Source organism: Pseudomonas synxantha BG33R (genome assembly GCF_000263715.2).
In the GTDB taxonomy this organism is placed as follows: domain Bacteria; phylum Pseudomonadota; class Gammaproteobacteria; order Pseudomonadales; family Pseudomonadaceae; genus Aquipseudomonas; species Aquipseudomonas synxantha_A.
Map to the genome: position 1 here is coordinate 440260 of NZ_CM001514.1, position 22569 is coordinate 462828.

Below are 22569 nucleotides of genomic sequence, written 5' to 3' on the forward strand. Positions count from 1 at the left end.
ACGATATGTTTCCTGAGAGTTTTACGTTTTCCATCGCCGACCGGGTCAACGGTTGGGTGGACTCGCTGGTTACCAACTACGGCGATGTGTTCCGGCACATTTCCGACACCCTGCTATGGGCCATCGTCAACCTGGAAGGCCTGCTGCGCATGGCGCCCTGGTGGCTGATGCTGGCCATTGTCGGGGGCATCGCCTGGCACGCCACGCGCAAGCTGGTGACCACGGCGGTGATCGTCGGTTTGCTGTTCCTGGTGGGTGCCGTTGGCCTGTGGGACAAGCTGATGCAAACCCTGGCACTGATGATGGTCGCCACGGTGATCTCGGTGCTGATCGGCATTCCCCTGGGCATCCTGTCGGCGCGCAGCAATCGCCTGCGTTCGGTGCTGATGCCGCTGCTGGACATCATGCAGACCATGCCCAGCTTCGTGTACCTGATCCCGGTGCTGATGTTGTTCGGCCTGGGCAAGGTGCCGGCGATTTTCGCCACGGTGATCTACGCCGCGCCGCCGCTGATTCGCCTGACGGACCTGGGCATTCGCCAGGTCGATGGCGAAGTCATGGAAGCCGTCAACGCCTTTGGCGCCAACCGCTGGCAGCAACTGTTCGGCGTGCAATTGCCGCTGGCGCTGCCGAGCATCATGGCCGGGATCAACCAGACCACCATGATGGCGCTGTCGATGGTGGTGATCGCCTCGATGATCGGCGCCCGTGGCTTGGGTGAAGACGTGCTCGTCGGCATCCAGACCCTCAACGTCGGCCGTGGCCTGGAAGCCGGGCTGGCGATCGTGATTCTCGCAGTGGTCATCGACCGCATTACCCAGGCTTATGGCCGCCCACGGCATGAGGCGAGCAAATGACGACTGTCAGCAAAATCGAAGTCAAAAACGTCTTCAAGATCTTCGGCGCCCGTTCCAAGGACGCCCTGGCGATGGTCGGCCAGGGCAAGACCAAGGATCAGGTACTGGCCGAGACCGGCTGCGTGGTCGGCGTGAACGATCTGTCCTTGAGCATCGGCACGGGTGAGATCTTCGTGATCATGGGCCTGTCGGGCTCCGGCAAATCCACTTTGGTGCGCCACTTCAATCGCCTGATCGATCCCACCAGCGGCGCGATCCTGGTGGACGGCGAAGACATCCTGCAACTGGACATGGAAGCCCTGCGCCAATTCCGTCGCCACAAGATCAGCATGGTGTTCCAGAGCTTCGGCCTGTTGCCCCACAAGAGCGTGCTCGACAACGTCGCCTACGGCCTCAAAGTGCGCGGCGAAACCAAGCAGGTATGCGCTGAGCGCGCCCTGCACTGGATCGAAACCGTGGGGCTCAAGGGCTACGAAAACAAATACCCACACCAGCTTTCCGGCGGTATGCGCCAGCGTGTGGGCCTGGCCCGCGCCTTGGCCGCAGACACCGACATCATCCTGATGGACGAAGCCTTCAGCGCCCTCGACCCGCTGATCCGCGCCGAAATGCAGGACCAGTTGCTCGAACTGCAAAAGACCCTGCACAAGACCATCGTGTTTATCACCCATGACCTCGACGAAGCCGTACGCATTGGTAATCGCATTGCGATCCTCAAGGACGGCAAGTTGATTCAGGTCGGCACGCCCCGGGAGATTTTGCATTCGCCGGCGGACGAGTATGTGGATCGGTTTGTTCAGCGCCGGGCGGCGGTGGTCTGACGGACGCCATCGCAGGCAAGCCAGCCCCCACATTTGATTGGGTTCACACAGTTCAAATGTGGGAGCCGGGCTTGCCCGCGATGAGGCCGCCAAAGGTTTAGAGAATATGAAGAGGTCAACGATGTCCCAGGCAACCAAAATCATCATCGCCGACGCCCCGATGCGCTGGCAGGACGTCGCCGCCGTTGCTCGCCACGGCGCAGTGCTCGAACTCTCGGGTCACGCCTGGGCGCGCATCGACAATGCCCAGGCCATCGTGCAGCGCATCGTCGCCAGCGGCGAGCGCGCCTATGGTGTGAACACCGGCCTGGGCGCGTTGTGCAATGTGTCGCTTGAGGGCGAGCAACTGAGCCAACTGTCGCGCAATACGCTGCTCAGCCATGCCTGCGGCGTCGGCCCGGTGCTCAGCGACGAGCAGACTCGCGCGATCATGTGCGCGGCAATCATCAACTACAGCCACGGTAAATCCGGCCTGCACCCGCAGGTGGTGCACGCGTTGCTGGCGCTGCTCAATCACGACATCACGCCGCAAGTGCCATCCCAGGGTTCGGTGGGGTATTTGACCCACATGGCCCATGTCGGCGTGGCCTTGCTCGGCATCGGCAATGTGAGCTACCGCGGCCGGATCGTCACGGCGCAATACGCGTTGCAGGCTGAAGGCTTGCAGCCCGTGGTACTCGGTGCCAAGGATGGCCTGTGCCTGGTCAACGGCACGCCGTGCATGACCGGCCTGAGTTGCCTGGCCCTGGCCGACGCGCACCACCTGTTGCAATGGGCCGACGTGATCGGCGCCATGAGTTTCGAAGCCCAGCGCGGCCAGATCGATGCCTTCGACGAAGAAATCATCGCCCTCAAGCCGCACCCGGGTATGCAGCAAGTGGGCAGCAACCTGCGTGCGTTGCTCGACGGCAGTGAGGTGATCGCCAGCAGCAAAGGTATCCGCACCCAGGACGCCTTGAGCATTCGCTCGATCCCGCAGATCCACGGCGCGGCCCGCGATCAGGTGGAGCACGCCACGCGCCAGATCGAGACCGAACTCAACAGCGCCACCGACAACCCTTTGGTGCTCGGCACGCCGGTCAGCTACCGCGTGGTGTCCCAGGCCAACCCCCACGGCCAGTCCGTGGCGCTGGCGGCCGACATGCTCGCCATCGCCATGGCCGAAATCGGCTCGGTGGCCGAGCGCCGCCTGGATCGCCTGATCAATCCGCACGTCAGCGGCTTGCCGGCCTTTCTGGTCAGCAACCCCGGGGTCAACTCCGGGATGATGATCGTGCAGTACGTCGCCGCGTCCTTGTGCGGGCAAAACCGCCAGTTGGCGCAACCGGCGGTGCTCGACAACTTCGTCACCTCGGGCCTGCAGGAAGACCACCTGAGCATGGGCACCAACGCCGCGCTCAAGCTGCACCAGGTATTGGCCAACGTCACCCAGATTCTTGCCATCGAATACTTGCTGGCGGCCCAGGCGTTCGAGTTCCTCAAGGACCAGCGCTTCGGCGCCGGTACCGACCACGCCTGGCGCTTGCTGCGCGAAGTGGTCCCCGCTTACGAGCAGGACCGCTGGCTGGCGCCGGATATTGCCGCCGCTGCCCAGTTGCTTAAAGACACTGCGTTACCGAATTTGCACTGAACACTTAAGAATAATTCACAAGGAGAACGAATGTGACTGCGCTAAACCTGATTCCAGGCCAACTGAGCCTCGCCCAACTGCGTGCCATCTACCAGCAGCCGGTAACCCTCAGCCTGGATGACAGCGCCTCGGCCCAGATCGAAGCCAGCGTTGCCTGCGTGGAGCAGATCCTCGCCGAGAACCGCACCGCTTATGGCATCAACACCGGTTTTGGCCTGCTGGCCTCGACCCGTATCGCCAGTGAAGACCTGGAAAACCTCCAGCGTTCACTGGTGCTGTCTCATGCTGCCGGCGTCGGTGAGCCGATCAGCGATGCGCTGGTGCGGCTGGTCATGGTGCTCAAAGTCAACAGCCTGAGCCGTGGTTTCTCCGGGATCCGTCGCCAGGTGATCGACGCGCTGATCGCGCTGATCAACGCCCAGGTGTACCCGCACATTCCGCTCAAGGGTTCGGTCGGTGCGTCCGGTGACCTGGCGCCGTTGGCGCATATGTCCCTGGTGCTGCTCGGCGAAGGCAAGGCGCGCTACAAAGGCGAATGGCTGGACGCGACCGCAGCGCTGAAAGTGGCTGGCCTCACACCGCTGACCCTGGCCGCCAAAGAGGGCCTGGCCCTGCTCAACGGTACCCAGGTGTCCACCGCTTATGCGTTGCGCGGCCTGTTCGAAGGCGAAGACCTGTTCGCCGGTGCCCTTGCCTGCGGCGGCCTCACCGTAGAAGCCGTACTGGGTTCGCGCTCGCCGTTCGATGCGCGTATTCATGCCGCGCGTGGCCAGCGTGGGCAGATCGATGCGGCTGCGGCCTATCGTGACCTGCTGGGGGAAAGCAGCCAGGTCTCGCAGTCGCACCAGAACTGCGACAAGGTGCAAGACCCTTACTCCCTGCGTTGCCAGCCACAGGTCATGGGCGCCTGCCTGACCCAGTTCCGCCAGGCTGCCGAAGTGCTGGTGGTGGAAGCCAACGCGGTGTCGGATAACCCACTGGTATTTGCCGCCGAAGGCGATGTGATTTCCGGTGGCAACTTCCACGCCGAACCGGTGGCCATGGCCGCTGACAACATGGCCCTGGCGATTGCCGAAATAGGCTCCCTGAGCGAGCGGCGCATCTCGCTGATGATGGACAAGCACATGTCGCAACTGCCGCCGTTCCTGGTAGGCAATGGTGGGGTGAACTCCGGTTTTATGATCGCCCAGGTCACTGCCGCTGCGCTCGCCAGTGAGAACAAGGCACTGGCCCATCCCCATAGCGTCGACAGCCTGCCGACTTCGGCCAACCAGGAAGACCACGTGTCCATGGCCCCGGCTGCGGGCAAGCGCCTGTGGGAAATGGCCGAGAACACCCGTGGCATCCTCGCGGTGGAATGGCTGGCAGCGTGCCAGGGCCTGGATTTGCGCGACGGCCTGAAGACCTCGCCGAAACTTGAAAAAGCCCGCGGCATCCTGCGCGATAAGGTGGCGTTCTATGACAAGGATCGCTTCTTCGCCCCGGACATCAACGCTGCCAGCGAACTGCTCGCTACCCGCTGCCTGAATGAGCTGGTACCGGCCAAGTTGCTGCCGAGCCTTTAAGCTCACCGGTACCCAATGTGGGAGCTGGCTTGCCTGCGATAGCGGTGTGTCTGCGCCAGATGGGCTGGCTGGAAGTCCGCCATCGCAGGCAAGCCAGCTCCCACATTGATTTTCGCCAGATTCAGATTTTCTCGGGATAAGAATAATAGGGAAGAGAAATGCACCAGCCAGAAAAAGGTTTGAAACGCGGGCTCAACGCCCGACATATTCGCTTCATGGCACTCGGTTCCGCGATCGGCACCGGGCTGTTCTATGGTTCGGCCTCCGCTATCCAGATGGCCGGCCCCGCCGTGCTGCTGGCTTACCTCATCGGCGGCGCCGCCGTGTTCATGGTGATGCGCGCCCTCGGTGAAATGGCCGTGCACAACCCGGTGTCCGGCTCGTTCGGCCACTACGCCAGCACTTACCTGGGGCCCATGGCGGGGTTTATCCTCGGCTGGACCTACGCCTTTGAAATGATCATCGTCTGCCTGGCCGACGTTACCGCGTTCGGCATCTACATGGGCTTCTGGTTTCCCGAGGTAGCCCGTTGGGTCTGGGTGCTGGGCATCGTGTTTTTGATCGGCGGCCTGAACCTGTGCAACGTCAAGGTCTTTGGCGAAATGGAGTTCTGGCTGTCGTTGCTCAAGGTCGGCGCCATCGTGGCGATGATCCTCGGCGGTTTCGGCATCATGCTGTTCGGCATTCACTCGGCGGGTGAAACCCAGGCTAGCGGCCTGAGCAACCTGTGGGCGCACGGCGGCTTCATGCCCAACGGCATTGGCGGCTTGATCGCCTCGTTTGCGGTGGTGATGTTTGCCTTCGGCGGTATCGAAATCATCGGCATCACTGCCGGTGAAGCCAAGGACCCGCAGCGCGTGATCCCCAAGGCGATCAACGCGGTGCCGCTGCGTATCCTGTTGTTCTACGTGCTGACCCTGTTCGTGCTGATGGCGATCTATCCGTGGCCGCAAATTGGCAGCCAGGGCAGCCCGTTCGTGCAGATCTTCAGTAACCTGGGGATAGGCTCGGCGGCGACCATTCTCAATATCGTGGTGATCTCGGCGGCGGTCTCGGCTATCAACAGCGACATTTTCGGCGCCGGTCGCATGATGTACGGCCTGGCCCAGCAAGGGCAGGCGCCCAAGGGCTTTGCGCAGTTGTCCAAACAAGGCGTGCCGTGGATGACCGTGGTGGTGATGGGCGCCGCGTTGCTCGGCGGCGTGGTGCTCAACTACCTGATCCCGGAAAACGTCTTCCTGCTGATCGCTTCGATCGCCACCTTCGCCACCGTCTGGGTCTGGCTGATGATCCTGTTTACCCAGGTCGCCATGCGTCGCTCGATGACCAAGGAACAGGTCGCCGAACTGAAATTCCCGGTGCCGTTCTGGCCCTATGCGCCGGCAGCGGCCATTGTGTTCATGCTGTTTGTGTTTGGCGTGCTCGGTTACTTCCCGGACACCCAGGCGGCCTTGATGGTCGGCGCTGTGTGGATCGTGCTGCTGATCGTCGCGTACCTGCTGTGGGTCAAGCCCGCCGCCGGGCAAGCGGCCAAGGTCCATTACGAACAGGCTTTGTCTCATCGATAACTTAGGGAGGCGTTGATGAAAACCCTTTGGCAACACTGCCACGTCGCAACCATGGCCCAAGGCAAATACTCGATTATCGAGGATGCCGCCATGGTGACAGCGGGCTCGCTGATCGAGTGGATCGGCCCGCGCAGCCAGGCACCTACGGCCGATTACGCCCAGGTGCATGACCTGCAAGGCGCGTGGGTCACCCCCGGGCTGATCGACTGCCACACCCATACCGTGTTTGGTGGCAATCGCAGCGGCGAATTCGAGCAGCGCCTCGAAGGCGTCAGCTACGCCGACATCGCGGCCAAGGGCGGCGGTATTGCCAGTACCGTGCGTGCCACGCGTGCAGCCACGGAAGATCAATTGTTCCTGAGCGCTGAAAAACGTCTGCGCAGCCTTTTGCGTGACGGCGTGACTACCGTGGAGATCAAGTCCGGCTACGGCCTGGATCTGCCCAACGAGCGCAAGATGCTGCGCGTGGCCCGGCGCCTGGGTGAAACGCTGCCGGTCAGCGTGCGCGCCACATGCCTGGCCGCTCACGCGCTGCCGCCGGAGTACAAGGACCGCGCCGATGATTACATTGAGCACATCTGCAATGAGATGCTGCCGGCGCTGGCCGCAGAAGGCCTGGTGGATGCGGTGGATGCCTTCTGTGAATACCTGGCGTTTTCCCCCGAACAGGTCGAGCGCGTGTTCAAGGTTGCCCAGCAACTCGGCTTGCCGGTAAAGCTGCACGCCGAGCAACTCTCATCGCTGCACGGTTCCAGCCTGGCGGCGCGCTATCACGCGTTGTCGGCCGACCATCTTGAGTTCATGACCGAAGAAGACGCCATCGCCATGGCTGCTGCCGGCACGGTCGCCGTGTTGCTGCCGGGCGCTTTCTACTTCCTGCGCGAAACCCAGTTGCCGCCGATGGAGGCCCTGCGCAAGCACGGCGTGAAGATCGCCATCGCCAGCGACCTCAACCCCGGCACTTCCCCGGCGTTGTCGGTGCGCCTGATGCTGAACATGGCCTGCACCCTGTTCCGCATGACGCCCGAAGAAGCCTTGGCCGGTGCCACGCAACACGCCGCCACCGCGTTGGGCATGGGCGACACCCATGGCTCACTGGAAGCGGGCAAGGTCGCTGACTTTGTCGCCTGGCAGATCGATCGCCCCGCCGACCTGGCCTACTGGCTGGGTGGCGAACTGGATAAACGCGTCGTGCGCCACGGCGTCGACGTCACTGTTTGAGAGGATGCAGTTGTGGATAAGGTTCTGACATTCAAACAAGGCCGCGTACCGCTGCTGATCAGCATGCCCCACGCCGGCCTGCGCCTCACCCCTGCGGTGGAGGCTGGGTTGATCCCCGAGGCGCAAAGCCTGCCGGATACCGACTGGCATATCCCCCTGTTGTATGACTTTGCTGAAGAACTGGGCGCCAGCACCCTGGCTGCGGAGTACTCGCGGTTTGTCATCGACCTCAACCGGCCCTCCGACAACACGCCGCTGTATGCCGGAGCTACCACTGGCCTGTACCCCGAGACGCTGTTCGATGGCGTGCCGTTGTTCCGTGAAGGGCAAACGCCCTCCGAGGAGGAGCGCGTCAGCTACCTGCAAAAAATCTGGGGGCCGTACCACCGCCAACTGCAAGAAGAACTGGCACGCCTCAAGGCCGAGTTCGGCTATGCGTTGCTGTTCGATGCGCACTCGATCCGCTCGGTAATCGCGCACCTGTTCGACGGCAAATTGCCGGACTTCAACCTGGGTACTTTCAACGGCGCTGCGTGCGACCCGCAGCTGGCCAGCCAACTGGAAGCGATTTGCGCCCAGCACCCGCAGTACACCCATGTGTTGAATGGGCGCTTCAAAGGCGGCCATATCACCCGTCACTATGGCAACCCGGCGCAGGATATCCACGCGGTGCAGCTGGAGTTGTGCCAGAGCACCTATATGGAGGAGTTCGAACCGTTCCGTTATCGCCAGGATTTGGCCGAGCCGACTCGGGTGGTGTTGAGGCAGTTGCTGGAAGGGCTGTTGGCCTGGGGACAAAAGCGCTACGGCTGAAGTCGCTATCGCAGGCAAGCCAGCTCCCACACTTGAATGGGTTCACAGATCAACATGTGGGAGCTGGCTTGCCTGCGATGACGGCCCAACAGTCGCCCCTGTGCAACTGCCGGTCGCCACAGGTCGAGTTCATCAGGGTTTTGCTGGGTAAGGTTGTGAGTAGGGCGCATCAGACGCCATCCCCACAATAAAAAACTGCCGAGTGAGACCACTTCCATGAAACGACTGTTGTTGACCCTCATGCTCAGTGGATATGTGAGCAGCCATGCCATGGCCGCCGAACCGGCTTCCTGCAAAACCATCCGCATGGGCGTGGTCAGTTGGACCGATGTGGTTGCCACCTCTGGCATGGCGGACGTGCTGCTCAGTGGCCTGGGCTACGACAGCAAACAGACCAGCGCCGTGCAGCAGATCATCTTTGCCGGTATCCGTGACAAGCGCCTGGATATCTTCCTCGGTTACTGGAAACCGGCGATGGACAACAACATCGCCCCGTTCCTGGCGGCCGGGCAGGTCAAGGTGCTCGACACGCCGAGCCTGGCCGATGCCCAGGCCACCCTGGCGGTGCCGCAATACGTGGCCGATGCCGGCTTGAAGACCTTTGCCGACATTGCCCGCTTCAAGGACAAACTCGGCGGCAAGATCTACGGCATCGAGCCGGGCAGCGGTGCCAATACCGATATCCAGAAGATGATCGACACCAACCGCTTTGGCCTGGGCGGCTTCAAGCTGGTCGCGTCCGGTGAAGCGGGGATGCTCGCTGCGGTGCAACGTGCGGTGAATCGCAAAGAGTTCGTGGTGTTCGTCGGCTGGACTCCGCACCCGATGAACCTGAACATGCAAATGGCCTACCTCACCGGCAGTGAAGATGTGTTCGGCCCCAACGAAGGTCGCGCCACGGTGTCTACGGTGACAGCGCCGGATTTTGCCGAGCGCTGCCCGAACGCCAACCGGCTGCTCACCAACCTGACCTTCACCGCCGCCCAGGAAAGCCAGTGGATGGTGCCGATCATGGCGCGCCAGTCGCCCCAGGAAGTGGCGAAAAAATGGCTGCGCGAGCATCCCGAGGATCTACAGCGCTGGTTGGCCGGGGTGGCAGCCTTTGATGGTAGCGATGGTGTTGCTGCCGTCCAGGCCAGCCTTAAACCCTAGAGACACCATCGGACCAGTGTGAATAAGGTGTGCACATGTACCCTATTTCTTCGCAGATGCGCGCCTTTGTCGCGAAGACCGAAGCTTTTACCAGCGATGACTCATCGCTGGCTGGCCTGCGCCAAACCTACAACCGCATGTGCCAGGCATTTACCCCGCCCGTACCCGCGGGGCTGCACATCGCAGATTTTTCTGTAGGAAGTGTCAGCGTGCGCAGCTATCGGCCCGAGGCGCCTGATCCAGCAGAAGGCTGGCCCTGCCTCCTCTATATGCACGGTGGCGGTTGGGTCGTTGGCGGGCTGGACTCCCACGATTTCATCTGCTTTGAACTGGCCGCCACGCTGCAAGTGTTGGTGATCGCCATCGACTACCGCTTGGCCCCTGAGCATCCTTACCCCGCGGCCTACAACGATTGCCGGGCGGTATGGCAGGCGATCCAGGCAGGCGAGGGGCTGCCTGCCATCAACCTCGAACGGCTGGTGGTGATGGGCGACAGCGCCGGTGGCAACCTGGCGGCGGCGTTGTGCCTGGGGCTGCGCGATGACCGGCAAGCAATGCCCCGCGCCCAGGTGCTGGTTTACCCAGGCTTGGGTGGCCCCGCCGACTTGCCCTCGCGGGCTGATTGCTGGGATGCACCGTTGCTCAGCCGTGCCGACACTGAGGACTACTTGGCGTTGTACCTGGGTGACACGCGCATACCCTCGCCCTACGCCATGCCACTGCTGGCCGAGGCGTTCGACGGGCTACCCAAGGCGCTGATCGCCGTAGCCCAGTTCGACCCGCTGCGCGATGACGGCCGGCTGTACGCCGAGCGCCTGCAAGCTGCAGGCGTGGAAACCGTGCTGTATCCCGGCAAAGGGCTGGTCCACGGTTGTTTGCGTGCACGCGGCCAGGTGCCGGAGGTGGATCGGCTGTATGACTATCTGCTCGGTTACCTGAGGCGCGAACTGCTGACACAGGTCTAAGCGCTCAATGACATGCTCATTGCACAATTCGGGTTTATGATGCGAGACGGCAAAATAATAGACGTCCCCCCAGGGATGAACCCGACACCCTACGGAGCGCGCAATGCAGACTTGGTACCCGCAGATCAAACCCTACGCCCGGCATGATCTGGCAGTCGATGACACCCACACGCTGTATGTCGATGAAAGTGGCTCTCCCGAGGGCTTGCCCGTCGTGTTCATCCACGGGGGGCCAGGTGCCGGTTGCGACGCCCAGAGCCGCTGCTACTTCGATCCGAACCTCTACCACATCGTCACCTTCGACCAGCGTGGCTGCGGGCGCTCCACCCCCCGCGCCAACCTTGAGAACAACACCACCTGGGATCTGGTCGCCGACCTTGAGCGCATCCGCGAGCACCTGGGCATCGACAAATGGGTGCTGTTCGGCGGCTCCTGGGGTTCAACCCTGGCCCTGGCCTACGCACAAACCCATCCAGAGCGTGTGCTTGGCCTGATCGTGCGCGGCATCTTCCTGGCCCGCCCGCAGGATATTCACTGGTTCTACCAAGAGGGCGCGAGCCGCCTGTTCCCGGATTACTGGCAGGACTACCTGGCGCCGATCCCGGTGGAAGAGCGCCACGACATGATCGCCGCCTACCATAAGCGCCTGACCGGCAACGACCAGATCGCCCAGATGCATGCGGCCAAGGCTTGGTCCGGTTGGGAAGGGCGCATGTTGGGGCTGTGCCCGAGCCCCCAGCATGTGGAGCGTTTTTCCGAGCCGCAACGCGCACTGTCCATTGCGCGCATCGAGTGCCATTACTTCACCAACAACTCCTTCCTGGAGCCCAACCAGCTGATTCGCGATATGCACAAGATCGCCCATCTGCCGGGCATCATCATCCATGGTCGCTACGACATGATCTGCCCGCTGGATAACGCCTGGGAGCTGCATCAGGCCTGGCCCAACAGTGAATTGCAGGTGATTCGCGAGGCGGGTCACGCCGCGTCCGAGCCGGGCATCACCGACGCGCTGGTGCGCGCCACCGGCGAGATGGCACGGCGCCTGCTTGATCTGCCGCCTGAAGAAGCATGAAGGGCCTGTTGCAGCGGGTGCGTGGCGCCCGCGTCGAAGTAGCCGGTGAGGTCGTGGGGGCGATTGACCAAGGTTTGCTGGTGCTGGTCGCCGTAGAACCTACAGATACGCCCGAGAGCGCCGACAAACTGTTGCACAAGCTGCTTAACTACCGGGTGTTCAGTGACGCCGAGGGCAAGATGAACCTCTCGCTCAAGGATATCGGCGGCGGGTTGCTGCTGGTGTCGCAGTTCACCCTGGCGGCGGACACAAAGAGCGGGCTGCGGCCAAGTTTCTCCACCGCTGCCCCTCCGGCCTTGGGAGCGGCGCTTTTTGAGCACTTGTTGTTACAAGCGCAACAATTGCATGGCAAGGTGGCGTCAGGGCGTTTTGGCGCTGATATGCAGGTGCATTTGGTCAATGATGGCCCTGTGACCTTTCTCTTACAGACATGAATGTATGAAAAACGACTTTAATGCCTAAAAACGCAGGTTTTCGCTACAAATACTTCGCTGTCCCTGATGCGTTGTCTCGCGGGCTACTAGATAATCGCGCGCTACGGGGATCAGCGTTGTTTGGTCCATTTTTGACTTAGGTAGAGCCTTGTCCGATAGCCTTTGGGGAATCATTTTGCCTTGGGGGAGTCGGAACATTGCTCGCCAACCTGGCATATAGATAGCTGGCCGTTGGTTTTTTGATCTGTTTTCGGCGAGGGTTGCTCGTGATTGTTAGTCCCTGTAATGCACCAAAATTGTCTGCCAAACGGTTACGAAACGCACTGGTAACGGGCTCTGCCCTGTTTTGCCTGTTCGGCGCGGGTCAACTGTGGGCATTCAGTCTGGATGATGTGTCGGCCAAGGCAAAAGAGCTGGCCGGGCAGAAATACGAAGCTCCGCGCAGCAATCTGCCGAACGAATTCCGCGAAATGAAATTCGCTGACTACCAGAAGATTCGTTTCCGCAACGAAAAAGCCGAGTGGGCCGATCAGAACACCCCGTTCAAGCTGTCCTTCTATCACCAGGGTATGCATTTCGATACGCCGGTGAAAATCAATGAAGTCACCGCTGACAGCGTGCATGAAATCAAGTACGACCCGACTCGCTTCGATTTCGGTGACGTGAAATTTGATCCCAAAGCCACCGAGCAACTGGGTTATGCCGGTTTCCGTGTGCTTTTCCCGATCAACAAGGCCGACAAGCAAGACGAAATCATGACCATGCTCGGCGCGAGCTATTTCCGCGTCGTCGGCAAGGACCAGGTGTATGGCCTGTCTGCCCGTGGCATGGCTATCGATACCGCGCTGCCGTCCGGTGAAGAGTTCCCGCGGTTCACCGAGTTCTGGATCGAGCGTCCAAAGCCGGGCGACAAGCACCTGGTGATCTTCGCCCTGCTGGACTCGCCGCGCGCTACCGGTGCCTATCGTCTGATCCTGCGGCCCGGCACTGACACCGTGGTCGATGTGAAGTCCCAGATGTTTCTGCGCGACAAGGTCAGCAAGCTGGGGGTTGCCCCGTTGACCTCGATGTTCCTGTTCGGCGCCAACCAGCCTTCCAAGGTGCTTAACTACCGTCGCGAGCTCCACGATTCCAGCGGCCTGTCGATCCACGCCGGCAATGGCGAATGGATCTGGCGCCCGTTGAACAACCCTAAACACCTGTCGGTCAGCAACTTCAGCGTCGAGAACCCGCGTGGGTTCGGCCTGCTGCAACGTGGCCGCAACTTCAGCCACTACGAAGACCTGGACGACAACTACGACAAGCGCCCAAGCGCCTGGATCGAACCTGAAGGCGATTGGGGCAAAGGCTCCGTTGACCTGGTAGAGATCCCGACTGCCGATGAAACCAACGACAACATCGTGGCGTTCTGGAGCCCGGCCGAACTGCCGGAAGTCGGCAAGCCGCTGGACATCGCCTACCGTCTGCACTGGACCCTGGACGACGCTGCATTCCATTCGCCGGACAGCGCCTGGGTCAAGCAGACCCTGCGTTCTACCGGTGACGTGAAGCAATCCAACCTGATCCGTCAGCCCGATGGCAGCGTGGCCTACCTGGTGGACTTCGAGGGCCCGGCCCTGAAGAAACTGCTGCCGGACGCCCCGGTGCGCAGCCAGGTGAGCGTGGGCGACAACGCCGAACTGGTTGAAAACAGTGTGCGCTACAACGAACACACCAAAGGCTGGCGCCTGACCCTGCGCATGAAGATCAAGGACGCAGGCAAACCGACCGAAATGCGTGCGGCACTGGTGCAGGATGTGGTGCAACCAGCGCCTGAGCCGGTTTCCAATCACGTGTTGAAGGCTGACAAAGTCCTGGCCAAGCAGCACGAGAAACAGGCCAGGAAAGACGCAAAAGACAAGCAAGACCCGCAGCCAGAAGCTGCCCCAGCCACACCGGAGCCGGCCAAGACCGAACAAGTCCTGACCGAAACCTGGAGCTATCAGTTGCCTGCCGATGAGTAATTCAAATGTCCGGCCAGAGACTCTGAGCGAGTATCTGGCGCACCTCCCGTTGACCGCTGAGCAGCGCGCCGAGCTGGCGGGCTGCAACTCGTTCAGCGAATTGCACGAACGCTTGTCGTCGTCGACTTTCGACGCACCGACTGAGGCCGCCCAGGCTTCGGTCGGCCGTCGCTTGACCCTCAACAGCGCCGAAGAGCTGCAAGACGCCGAGATGCTGGCGCTCGACGCCAGCGGTCGCGTGTGCCTTAAAGCCACGCCGCCGATCCGCCGGACCAAAGTGGTGCCCGAGCCTTGGCGCACCAACATCCTGGTGCGCGGCTGGCGCCGGATGACGGGTCGCACCAACCCGCCCAAGCCACCCAAGGATGAGCGCGTACTGCCCGCTGCCCGCTGGCGTACCGTGGGTTCGATCCGTCGCTATATCCTGTTGGTGTTGATGCTGGGCCAGACCATTGTCGCCGGCTGGTACATGAAAGGCATCATGCCGTACCAGGGCTGGTCGCTGGTCGACTTCGATGAGATCCGCAACCAGACCCTGCTGCAAACCGCCACTCAGGTAATGCCTTACGCGCTGCAAACCAGCATCCTGATCATGTTCGGGATTCTGTTCTGCTGGGTCTCGGCCGGTTTCTGGACCGCACTCATGGGCTTCCTGGAACTGCTGACCGGTCACGATAAATACCGCATCTCCGGTAAAAGTGCCGGTAACGAGCCAATTCCGAAGGATGCGCGCACTGCACTGGTGATGCCGATCTGCAACGAAGACGTGCCGCGGGTATTTGCAGGTTTGCGTGCCACGTTCGAATCGGTAGCCGCCACCGGTGACCTGGATCGCTTCGATTTCTTTGTGCTCAGCGACAGTAATGACGCCGACATCTGCATCGCCGAACAGCAAGCCTGGCTCGACGTGTGCCGCGAAGCTGGCGGCTTTGGCAAGATCTTCTATCGCCGCCGCCGCCGTCGTGTAAAGCGCAAGAGCGGCAACCTCGACGACTTCTGCCGTCGCTGGGGTGGTGACTACAAATACATGGTCGTTCTCGACGCTGACTCCGTGATGAGCGGCGAATGCCTGACCAGCCTGGTACGCCTGATGGAAGCCACGCCGGATGCGGGGATTATCCAGACCGCGCCGCGGGCGTCGGGCATGGACACCCTGTATGCGCGTATGCAGCAGTTCGCTACCCGCGTATACGGCCCATTGTTTACCGCCGGCCTGCACTTCTGGCAGTTGGGTGAATCCCACTACTGGGGTCACAACGCCATTATCCGCATGAAGCCGTTTATCGAGCACTGCGCCCTGGCGCCGTTGCCAGGTAAGGGCGCATTCGCCGGTGCAATCCTCTCCCACGACTTCGTTGAAGCCGCGCTGATGCGCCGTGCCGGCTGGGGCGTGTGGATTGCCTACGACTTGCCGGGCAGTTACGAAGAACTGCCGCCGAACCTGCTGGACGAACTCAAGCGTGACCGTCGCTGGTGCCACGGTAACCTGATGAACTTCCGCCTGTTCCTGGTTAAAGGCATGCACCCGGTGCACCGTGCGGTGTTCCTGACCGGCGTGATGTCCTACCTGTCGGCGCCGTTGTGGTTCTTCTTCCTGGTGTTGTCCACGGCGTTGCTGGCGGTGAACACCCTGATGGAGCCGCAGTACTTCATGGCGCCGCGCCAGTTGTACCCGCTGTGGCCACAATGGCACCCGGACAAGGCGGTGGCGCTGTTCTCCACCACCATCGTGCTGTTGTTCCTGCCCAAGCTGCTCAGCATCATTCTGATCTGGGCCAAGGGTGCCAAGGAGTTCGGCGGCAAGTTCAAGGTGACCTTGTCGATGCTGCTGGAGATGTTGTTCTCCATGCTGCTGGCGCCGGTGCGGATGATTTTCCACACCCGTTTCGTCCTCGCCGCCTTCCTCGGTTGGGCCGCCACCTGGAACTCGCCGCAGCGTGACGACGACTCCACGCCCTGGAGCGAAGCGGTCAAGCGTCACGGCCCGCAAACCATTCTCGGCTTCCTGTGGGCGCTGTTGGTGGTGTGGTTGAACCCAAGTTTCCTGTGGTGGCTGGTGCCGATTGTCGGCTCGCTGATGCTGTCGATTCCGGTGTCGGTGATTTCCAGCCGGGTCAAGCTGGGCCTCAAGTCCCGTGACGAGAGCCTGTTCCTGATCCCCGAGGAATACAATCCGCCGCAAGCGCTGCTGTCGACCGAGAAGTACACCCACGAAAACCGTTGGCACGCCCTCAATGACGGCTTCGTGCGTTCGGTGGTCGACCCGCAGCAGAACGCCCTGGCCTGTGCCTTGGCGACCTCGCGTCACCGTGAGGCCGAGCCGATCGAGTACCTGCGCATGGAGCGCGTTCGCCATGCGTTGAAAGTCGGCCCTGCCGGCCTCAACAACAGCGAACGCCTGGCCCTGCTCAGCGACCCGGTAGCCCTGGCTCGCCTGCATGAGCAGGTCTGGAACGAAGGTCATGCCGAGTGGCTCGGTGCCTGGCGTGCTTCGATCAAGGCTGATCCGCACGCGCCATTGCTGCCTCTGCAACCGCAGTCGCCGCAGGCCCAACCGGCCTGATTCAGACGCCCCCGAGGGTTCGCCTCGGGGGCGCTGCAGACGCTGGTCCTACAGCGTTTACAGTCGCTTCCTTTTATCCCTAACTCCTTGTTATTTCGAAACAAAAGACCTTTGATCGAGGCGTATTGTGGTGCCTGTCGCTGGGTTAGCATCGCCCCCCAAAATTTGACTCGCCACGGGGGCATTCATGATCAAAAGGTATTGTTCGTTATTGCTGGTTAGCGTTTTCCTATGGGCTTACGCGGGTCTGCTGAGTGCGGGCGCCCTGGACGATGCTGTTCGTCGCGGCGTATTGAAAGTGGGGACCACGCCCAATTACGTGCCCTTCGAGATGCTCGATAAGCAGGGGCGCATCGTCGGTTTTGAAATTGACTTGCTGCGCGCCATGAGCCGTGCGCTAGGCGTGGAGCTTGAGCTGATTGCAGTGCCGTATACGGATTTGGTCCCGGGGTTGATGGCGAAGAAATTCGACCTGATTGGCAGTGGCATGACCGTCACCCAAGAGCGCAACCTGAAGCTCAACTTCAGCGACTCTTTCATTGTGGTGGGTCAGACCGTGCTGCTGCACCCCCGCCTGGCCGGCATCGTTTCCAGCATCGAAGAGCTGGACGACGCCAGCTACCGGGTGGTGACTATCCAGGGCACGACCGGAGAGGCAGCAGCCCAGCGTTTTCTGGGGGCTGCTCAACTGGGCACGGTGACGACCCCGGAAGACGGTGTGCGGCAGGTCGTGGAAGGCAAGTTCGATGCGTTTATCCATGATGCGCCCTACAACCTGATCGCGATGAGCCGGCCGCAGAACAGCGCCTTGTTGACACTGGAACAACCCTTCACCTTTGAGCCCCTGGCGTTTGGTTTGAAAAAGGGTGATTACGACAGCCTCAACTGGATCAATCACTTTCTCAATCAGATCGCTCAGGATGGCTCCTACGATCGCCTGCATGACAAGTGGTTCAGGGACACGGCCTGGATGGCAGAGATTGAGTGATCGTCATAACTACTTACACATCAATCAATTGTCGAGGGGCTACGTAAACGCGTCTACCCCTGCGCTTGACTGCACCGCCGTAGGACTTTTACGACATACGCCGACAACATTTACCGGTGAAACCTTTGTGACGGACAACGAGTGGGTTAGGATCGCATCCCGAAATGGCGCAGCCCTTTTGTGCGCCGACCTTATAAGAATCGTTCAGGGGTCTTGATGATGAAAAAGTATCTTTCGATGCTGATGCTCGGCGTCACCGCGATGGTCGCTGCCACTGCGGCCCAGGCTGGTGCCATCGACGATGCGGTCAAGCGCGGCACGTTGAAAGTCGGCATGGACCCGACCTACATGCCGTTCGAAATGACTGACAAGCGCGGTGAAATCATCGGCTTCGAAGTCGACATCCTCAAGGCCATGGCCAAGTCCATGGGGGTCAAGCTGGAGCTGGTGTCCACCGGTTATGACGGCATCATCCCGGCCTTCCTGACCGGCAAGTTCGACATGATCGGCAGCGGCATGACCCTGACCCAGGAGCGCAACCTGCGCCTGAACTTCAGCGAACCCTTCATCGTGGTCGGCCAGACCCTGCTGATCCGCAAGGACCTGGAAGGCACCATCAAGTCCTACAAAGACCTGAACGATGAGAAATACCGTCTGACCTCCAAGCTCGGCACCACCGGTGAGATGGTCGCCAAAAAGCTGATTTCCAAGGCCAAGTACCACGGCTACGACAACGAGCAGGAAGGCGTGCTGGATGTGGTCAACGGCAAGGCTGATGCCTTTGTGTATGACGCGCCGTACAACGTAGTAGCCGAGAAGAAAGTCGGCAACGGCAAGCTGGTGTTCCTGGAAGAACCCTTCACCTTTGAACCCCTGGCGTTCGGTTTGAAGAAAGGCGATTACGACAGCATCAACTTCATCAACAACTTCCTGCACCAGATCCGTAACGACGGCACCTACGATCGCATCCATGACAAGTGGTTCAAGAGCTCCGAGTGGCTCAAGGACATGGAATAAGGCCTGACACCGAGTTGCCTGCATCGCAGGCACGCCAGCTCCCACATTTGACTGTATTTACACATCAAATGTGGGAGGGGGCTTGCCCCCGATGGCGGCCTATCAGGCAACACATATCCGGAAAGTGAAATGAAACAGAAAAAAGCCCAATGGCCCTGGCACCTGCTGACGGTGGTCGTGCTGGTCGGCCTGGCTGGCGCCTTGTACTACGCCACCTCGTTGATGTCCTACGAATGGCGCTGGAACCGCGTACCGCAATACTTCGCCTATCAAGCCGAAACCTCCCAGCGCGCCGCGGATATTTCCACCGTGGTCGAGTTGGTGCGCAAAGGCGATGTGGCCGAAGTCACCCTGCGCAACGACGCGGGGGCCGAGCAAAAGCTCACAGTTGCCGACAACAGCCTGCAAGTGGCGCGCGGTGATGATGTGGCTGAAGGCGATGTGGTCGGCGTGACCCGCCAGTGGGCGCTGGGGCCGTTGATGTGGGGCTTGTGGACCACGTTGTGGCTGTCGGTGGTGTCCGGCATCCTGGGCTTGGCGATAGGTTTGGCGACCGGTTTGTGCCGGCTCTCCAAAAACCCGACCCTGCGGGATTTGTCGACGATCTACGTCGAACTGGTGCGCGGTACGCCGCTGCTGGTGCAGATTTTCATTTTCTATTTCTTCATCGGCACGGTGCTCAACCTGTCCCGGGAGTTTGCCGGGATCGCCGCGCTATCGTTGTTCACCGGCGCCTACGTGGCCGAAATCGTCCGCGCCGGCGTGCAGTCCATCACCCGTGGCCAGGATGAAGCGGCGCGTTCCTTGGGCTTGAGTGCCAGCCAGTCGATGCGCCATGTGGTGTTGCCGCAAGCCTTCAAGCGCGTGCTGCCACCCCTGGCCGGGCAATTTATCAGCCTGGTCAAGGACACGTCCCTGGTGTCGGTGATTGCGATTACCGAATTGCTCAAGAGTGGCCGCGAAGTGATCACCACCTCGTTTTCGCCATTCGAGATCCTGTTCTGTGTGGCAGGCCTGTACCTGCTGATCAACCTGCCGCTGTCGAAAATGGCCAGCCGGCTTGAGCGGAGGCTCGCCCAAAGTGATTGAAGTGCGCGATCTGGTAAAAGTCTTCGACACCCGTGGGCATGTGGTACGCGCGGTGGATCACGTCACTACCCAGGTGGCCAAGGGCGAAGTGCTGGTGGTCATTGGCCCGTCCGGTTCCGGCAAGTCCACCTTCCTGCGCTGCCTCAATGGGTTGGAGGCGTTCGACTCGGGCTCGGTGAGCATTGATGGCCTGCAATTGGCCGATCCTAAAACCGATGTGAACGCCTATCGCCGTGAAGTCGGCATGGTGTTTCAGCATTTCAACCTGTTCCCCCACATGACCGTGCTGGAAAACCTGTGCCTGGCGCAAAAGGTCGTGCGTAAGCGCGGCAAGCAAGAGCGCGAGGCCAAGGCGCTGGCTCTGTTGGAAAAGGTGGGCATCGCGCAGAAGGCCCATGAGTTTCCATCGCGCCTGTCTGGCGGCCAACAGCAGCGGGTTGCGATTGCCCGGGCGCTGGCCATGGAGCCCAAGGTGATGCTGTTTGACGAGCCCACCTCGGCGCTCGACCCGGAAATGGTTGGCGAAGTCCTCGACGTCATGAAGACCCTGGCCCTGGAAGGCATGACCATGGTCTGCGTGACCCACGAGATGGGCTTTGCTCGCGAAGTGGCGGACCGGGTGCTGTTCTTCGACCATGGCAAACTGTTGGAGGACGCAGCACCCGCCGAATTCTTCGCAGCGCCGAAAGACCCGCGCGCCCAAGCCTTCCTGCGCCAGGTGTTGTAACTGCTCAGACCTTGAACCGGCCTACCGAGCGCGCCAGGTCTGTGCCCAGGCGCGCTAGCTCAATGCTGGCCGCCGCCGTCTGCTCACTGGCGGTCGAAGTTTGTTCCGACGCATCCTTGACCTTCAGTACGCTGCGGTTGATCTCTTCGGCTACCGCGCTTTGCTCCTCGGCTGCTGCGGCAATCTGCGGGTTCATCTCCTGAATCACCGATACCGTACGGGTGATGTTGGCAAGGGCTGCGCCTGCGCGGCGCGTCAGCTCCACGCTGTTGTCGGTCAGGCTGAGGCTGTTGTCCAGGATATCGGCGGTGTGTTGCGTGCCACGCTGCAAACCCTCGATCAATACCTCGATTTCCTCGGCTGATTGCTGGGTGCGCTGGGCCAGGGTGCGTACTTCGTCGGCCACTACGGCGAAACCACGACCTGCCTCACCCGCGCGTGCCGCTTCGATAGCGGCGTTAAGGGCCAGCAGGTTGGTTTGCTCGGACACCGATTTGATCACCTCCAGCACGCTGCCGATCTTCTGGCTTTCCTGTTGCAAGCCTTGCATCGCCAGGCTCGAGCGGTTCATCTGCTCGGCCAGATGTTCGATATGGGTAATCGCTTCGCCCACCACCTGGTCGCCCACCCCCGCTTGTTGATCAGCCTCAGTGGCGGCAATCGAGGCTTGCTCTGCATGACGAGCGACCTCTTGGGAGGTAGCGAGCATTTCGTTCATAGCGGTGGCGACTTGCTCGGTTTCCAGTTTCTGGCCATTGACCCCGGCGCGGGTTTGCTCGGTGACGGCGGACAGTTGCTCGGCGGCGCTTGCGATCTGGCGGGCGCTGTCGTTGATACCGCCGATCAGGGCGCGCAGGTTGAGCGTCATCTGGCCGATGCTGCGTTGCAATTGGCCCAGTTCGTCGCGCCGCGAGGTAGTGATATCGTGACTCAGGTCGCCCTCGGCGATGCGGTTGGCTGTCAGCAGCGCCTGGCGCAACGGCCGCACGATCTGGCCGGCGATCAGCCAGGCGGCGAGGGCCCCGAGCAGCAGCGCTGCGCCTGTCACGTAGAGCAACATCAGGCGAGCCAAGTCTGCTTCTTTGTCGCGTTGCAGGGTCTGTTCCTCGCTCAGGCGGTCGCTTTGCGAGAGTAACTGGTCCAGCCACTGCTCCAGTTGATTCTGGGTGTTTTCAACAGTGACCTGCGCGTCCTTGACGCGGTTGAGTTGGGCGCGATAGTCGAGCAGGGCGCTGTTCAGAGCGGTGCTGTCGACCGCTAAAGCCGTCACGGCAGACTGAGCACCGTCGAGGGCCTTGAGCGCGTCGTCCACGCCTTGGGTGTAAATCTGCAGTGTGTCTGCGGCCCATGCCGGTGTCTTGGCGCGGTCTTCGGCTTTTTCCAAGGCCAGGCGCAGGTTTTCCACGCTATCCAAGGCTTTCTCATCGTTCTGGTCGGGCAAGTCACTGGAAAATTGTCCAAGGGTGTCGCTTGCCGCCACAGAACTGCTGGTGAGCCCCTTCTGCGCTTGCTCACGTTGTTGCATCAAGGTGGGTAGCCCGCCCAGTGCGGTCTTGAAGCGCGCGCTGAGGCGACTGGAGTCTTGGACTTGCTGCAGATGTGCCTGGATTTTCAGGCGATCCGCCAACTCGACCAGGTAACCGTCGATTTTTTCCATGTGCCGGCCGATCTTGTCGAAGTTCGTCGGTTCATTGAGGGTGCGGTACACAATCCGTTCGGCGCGTAGTTCTTCACCGGTCACGGCCAATCGAGAAAGGGTGGTCAAGGTTTGTGCACGAAAGAGCGAGTCGTTCAGTGCCTGCCATCCCGTCAGGGCGACAGCAATGCACAGTGCCAGCACTAGGCCGAAGCCAAGGATAAGCTTGAGGGTGACGCTGGTATTGCCCAATACGCGGGTCAGTGGTCGAAACATGATGCACCTCCATCAGCAAAGAGAAAGCGTCTCGCAGTCCGACTGACGCAGGTCAGGAGGAGTGGGAACGCTAAATCTTTTCGGCACGGGGCGCGTAAGTGTTGACCTGAAAGACGTGTAGGAAATTTCACAAGTTGCAGGGAGCACCCAGCAGGGCCACTCCCTGGTG

18 protein-coding genes are annotated in these 22569 nt (G+C 61.1%); 17 read left to right on the top strand and 1 reads right to left on the bottom strand.

Features of this window, described 5'->3' with window-relative positions; translation table 11 throughout:
- Positions 1-5 precede the first annotated feature (5 nt).
- The 17 genes from PSEBG33_RS24935 (at position 6) to PSEBG33_RS24855 (ending at position 20488) form a co-directional block, all read left to right on the top strand.
- Positions 6-857 carry an ABC transporter permease gene (locus PSEBG33_RS24935; RefSeq protein ID WP_005783957.1) on the top strand — a complete coding sequence of 284 codons (852 nt, stop codon included), beginning with the start codon at positions 6-8 and terminating at the stop codon, positions 855-857.
- The gene (locus PSEBG33_RS24930; protein ID WP_005783958.1) at positions 854-1678 is read left to right on the top strand and encodes a quaternary amine ABC transporter ATP-binding protein; all 825 of its coding nucleotides are present in this window, start codon (positions 854-856) and stop codon (positions 1676-1678) included. The genes PSEBG33_RS24935 and PSEBG33_RS24930 overlap by 4 nt, the downstream gene beginning before the upstream one ends.
- 121 nt (positions 1679-1799) lie before the next feature.
- The gene (gene hutH / locus PSEBG33_RS24925) at positions 1800-3308 is read left to right on the top strand and encodes a histidine ammonia-lyase (RefSeq protein ID WP_005783959.1); all 1509 of its coding nucleotides are present in this window, start codon (positions 1800-1802) and stop codon (positions 3306-3308) included.
- A gap of 32 nt (positions 3309-3340) precedes the next feature.
- The gene (hutH, locus tag PSEBG33_RS24920) at positions 3341-4873 is read left to right on the top strand and encodes a histidine ammonia-lyase (RefSeq protein WP_005783960.1); all 1533 of its coding nucleotides are present in this window, start codon (positions 3341-3343) and stop codon (positions 4871-4873) included.
- Positions 4874-5031: 158 nt separating this feature from the next.
- Positions 5032-6441, top strand: coding sequence for an amino acid permease (locus PSEBG33_RS24915; RefSeq protein ID WP_005783962.1), 1410 nt, complete (start codon positions 5032-5034; stop codon positions 6439-6441).
- Positions 6442-6456: 15 nt separating this feature from the next.
- Positions 6457-7662: an imidazolonepropionase gene (hutI, locus tag PSEBG33_RS24910; protein ID WP_005783963.1), complete on the top strand. Its 1206-nt coding sequence runs from the start codon at positions 6457-6459 to the stop codon at positions 7660-7662.
- A 12-nt stretch (positions 7663-7674) separates the two neighbouring features.
- On the top strand, positions 7675-8475 hold the full coding sequence (gene hutG, locus PSEBG33_RS24905; protein ID WP_005783965.1) for an N-formylglutamate deformylase: 801 nt from the start codon (positions 7675-7677) through the stop codon (positions 8473-8475).
- 216 nt (positions 8476-8691) lie between these two features.
- Positions 8692-9627: a choline ABC transporter substrate-binding protein gene (locus tag PSEBG33_RS24900; protein WP_005783966.1), complete on the top strand. Its 936-nt coding sequence runs from the start codon at positions 8692-8694 to the stop codon at positions 9625-9627.
- A 35-nt stretch (positions 9628-9662) separates the two neighbouring features.
- Complete coding sequence (locus PSEBG33_RS24895) at positions 9663-10592, top strand: alpha/beta hydrolase (protein ID WP_005783968.1); 930 nt, start codon at positions 9663-9665, stop codon at positions 10590-10592.
- Positions 10593-10695: 103 nt separating this feature from the next.
- A complete protein-coding gene (gene pip / locus PSEBG33_RS24890) occupies positions 10696-11667 on the top strand; it encodes a prolyl aminopeptidase (RefSeq protein WP_005783969.1) in 972 nt (323 codons plus the stop codon).
- The gene (gene dtd / locus PSEBG33_RS24885) at positions 11664-12101 is read left to right on the top strand and encodes a D-aminoacyl-tRNA deacylase (RefSeq protein ID WP_005783971.1); all 438 of its coding nucleotides are present in this window, start codon (positions 11664-11666) and stop codon (positions 12099-12101) included. Before pip ends, dtd begins: the two co-directional genes overlap by 4 nt.
- A 266-nt stretch (positions 12102-12367) precedes the next feature.
- Entirely contained in the window at positions 12368-14104 is a 1737-nt protein-coding gene (locus PSEBG33_RS24880) for a glucan biosynthesis protein G (protein WP_005783973.1), read from the top strand.
- Positions 14097-16667, top strand: a complete 2571-nt coding sequence (gene mdoH / locus PSEBG33_RS24875; RefSeq protein ID WP_005783974.1) for a glucans biosynthesis glucosyltransferase MdoH — start codon at positions 14097-14099, stop codon at positions 16665-16667. The genes PSEBG33_RS24880 and mdoH overlap by 8 nt, the downstream gene beginning before the upstream one ends.
- A gap of 187 nt (positions 16668-16854) precedes the next feature.
- Positions 16855-17655 (top strand): transporter substrate-binding domain-containing protein, encoded by an 801-nt coding sequence (locus PSEBG33_RS24870; protein WP_005783976.1) that lies wholly within the window; start codon positions 16855-16857, stop codon positions 17653-17655.
- A 219-nt stretch (positions 17656-17874) separates the two neighbouring features.
- Positions 17875-18672: a transporter substrate-binding domain-containing protein gene (locus PSEBG33_RS24865; RefSeq protein ID WP_005783978.1), complete on the top strand. Its 798-nt coding sequence runs from the start codon at positions 17875-17877 to the stop codon at positions 18670-18672.
- Between the two features lie 129 nt (positions 18673-18801).
- Positions 18802-19761 carry an amino acid ABC transporter permease gene (locus tag PSEBG33_RS24860; protein WP_005783980.1) on the top strand — a complete coding sequence of 320 codons (960 nt, stop codon included), beginning with the start codon at positions 18802-18804 and terminating at the stop codon, positions 19759-19761.
- Positions 19754-20488, top strand: a complete 735-nt coding sequence (locus PSEBG33_RS24855; protein WP_005783982.1) for an amino acid ABC transporter ATP-binding protein — start codon at positions 19754-19756, stop codon at positions 20486-20488. The genes PSEBG33_RS24860 and PSEBG33_RS24855 overlap by 8 nt, the downstream gene beginning before the upstream one ends.
- A 4-nt stretch (positions 20489-20492) precedes the next feature.
- Here the strand turns inward: PSEBG33_RS24855 and PSEBG33_RS24850 are convergent, their stop codons facing one another.
- Positions 20493-22400 (bottom strand): methyl-accepting chemotaxis protein, encoded by a 1908-nt coding sequence (locus tag PSEBG33_RS24850; protein ID WP_005783984.1) that lies wholly within the window; start codon positions 22398-22400, stop codon positions 20493-20495.
- Positions 22401-22569: the final 169 nt, after the last annotated feature.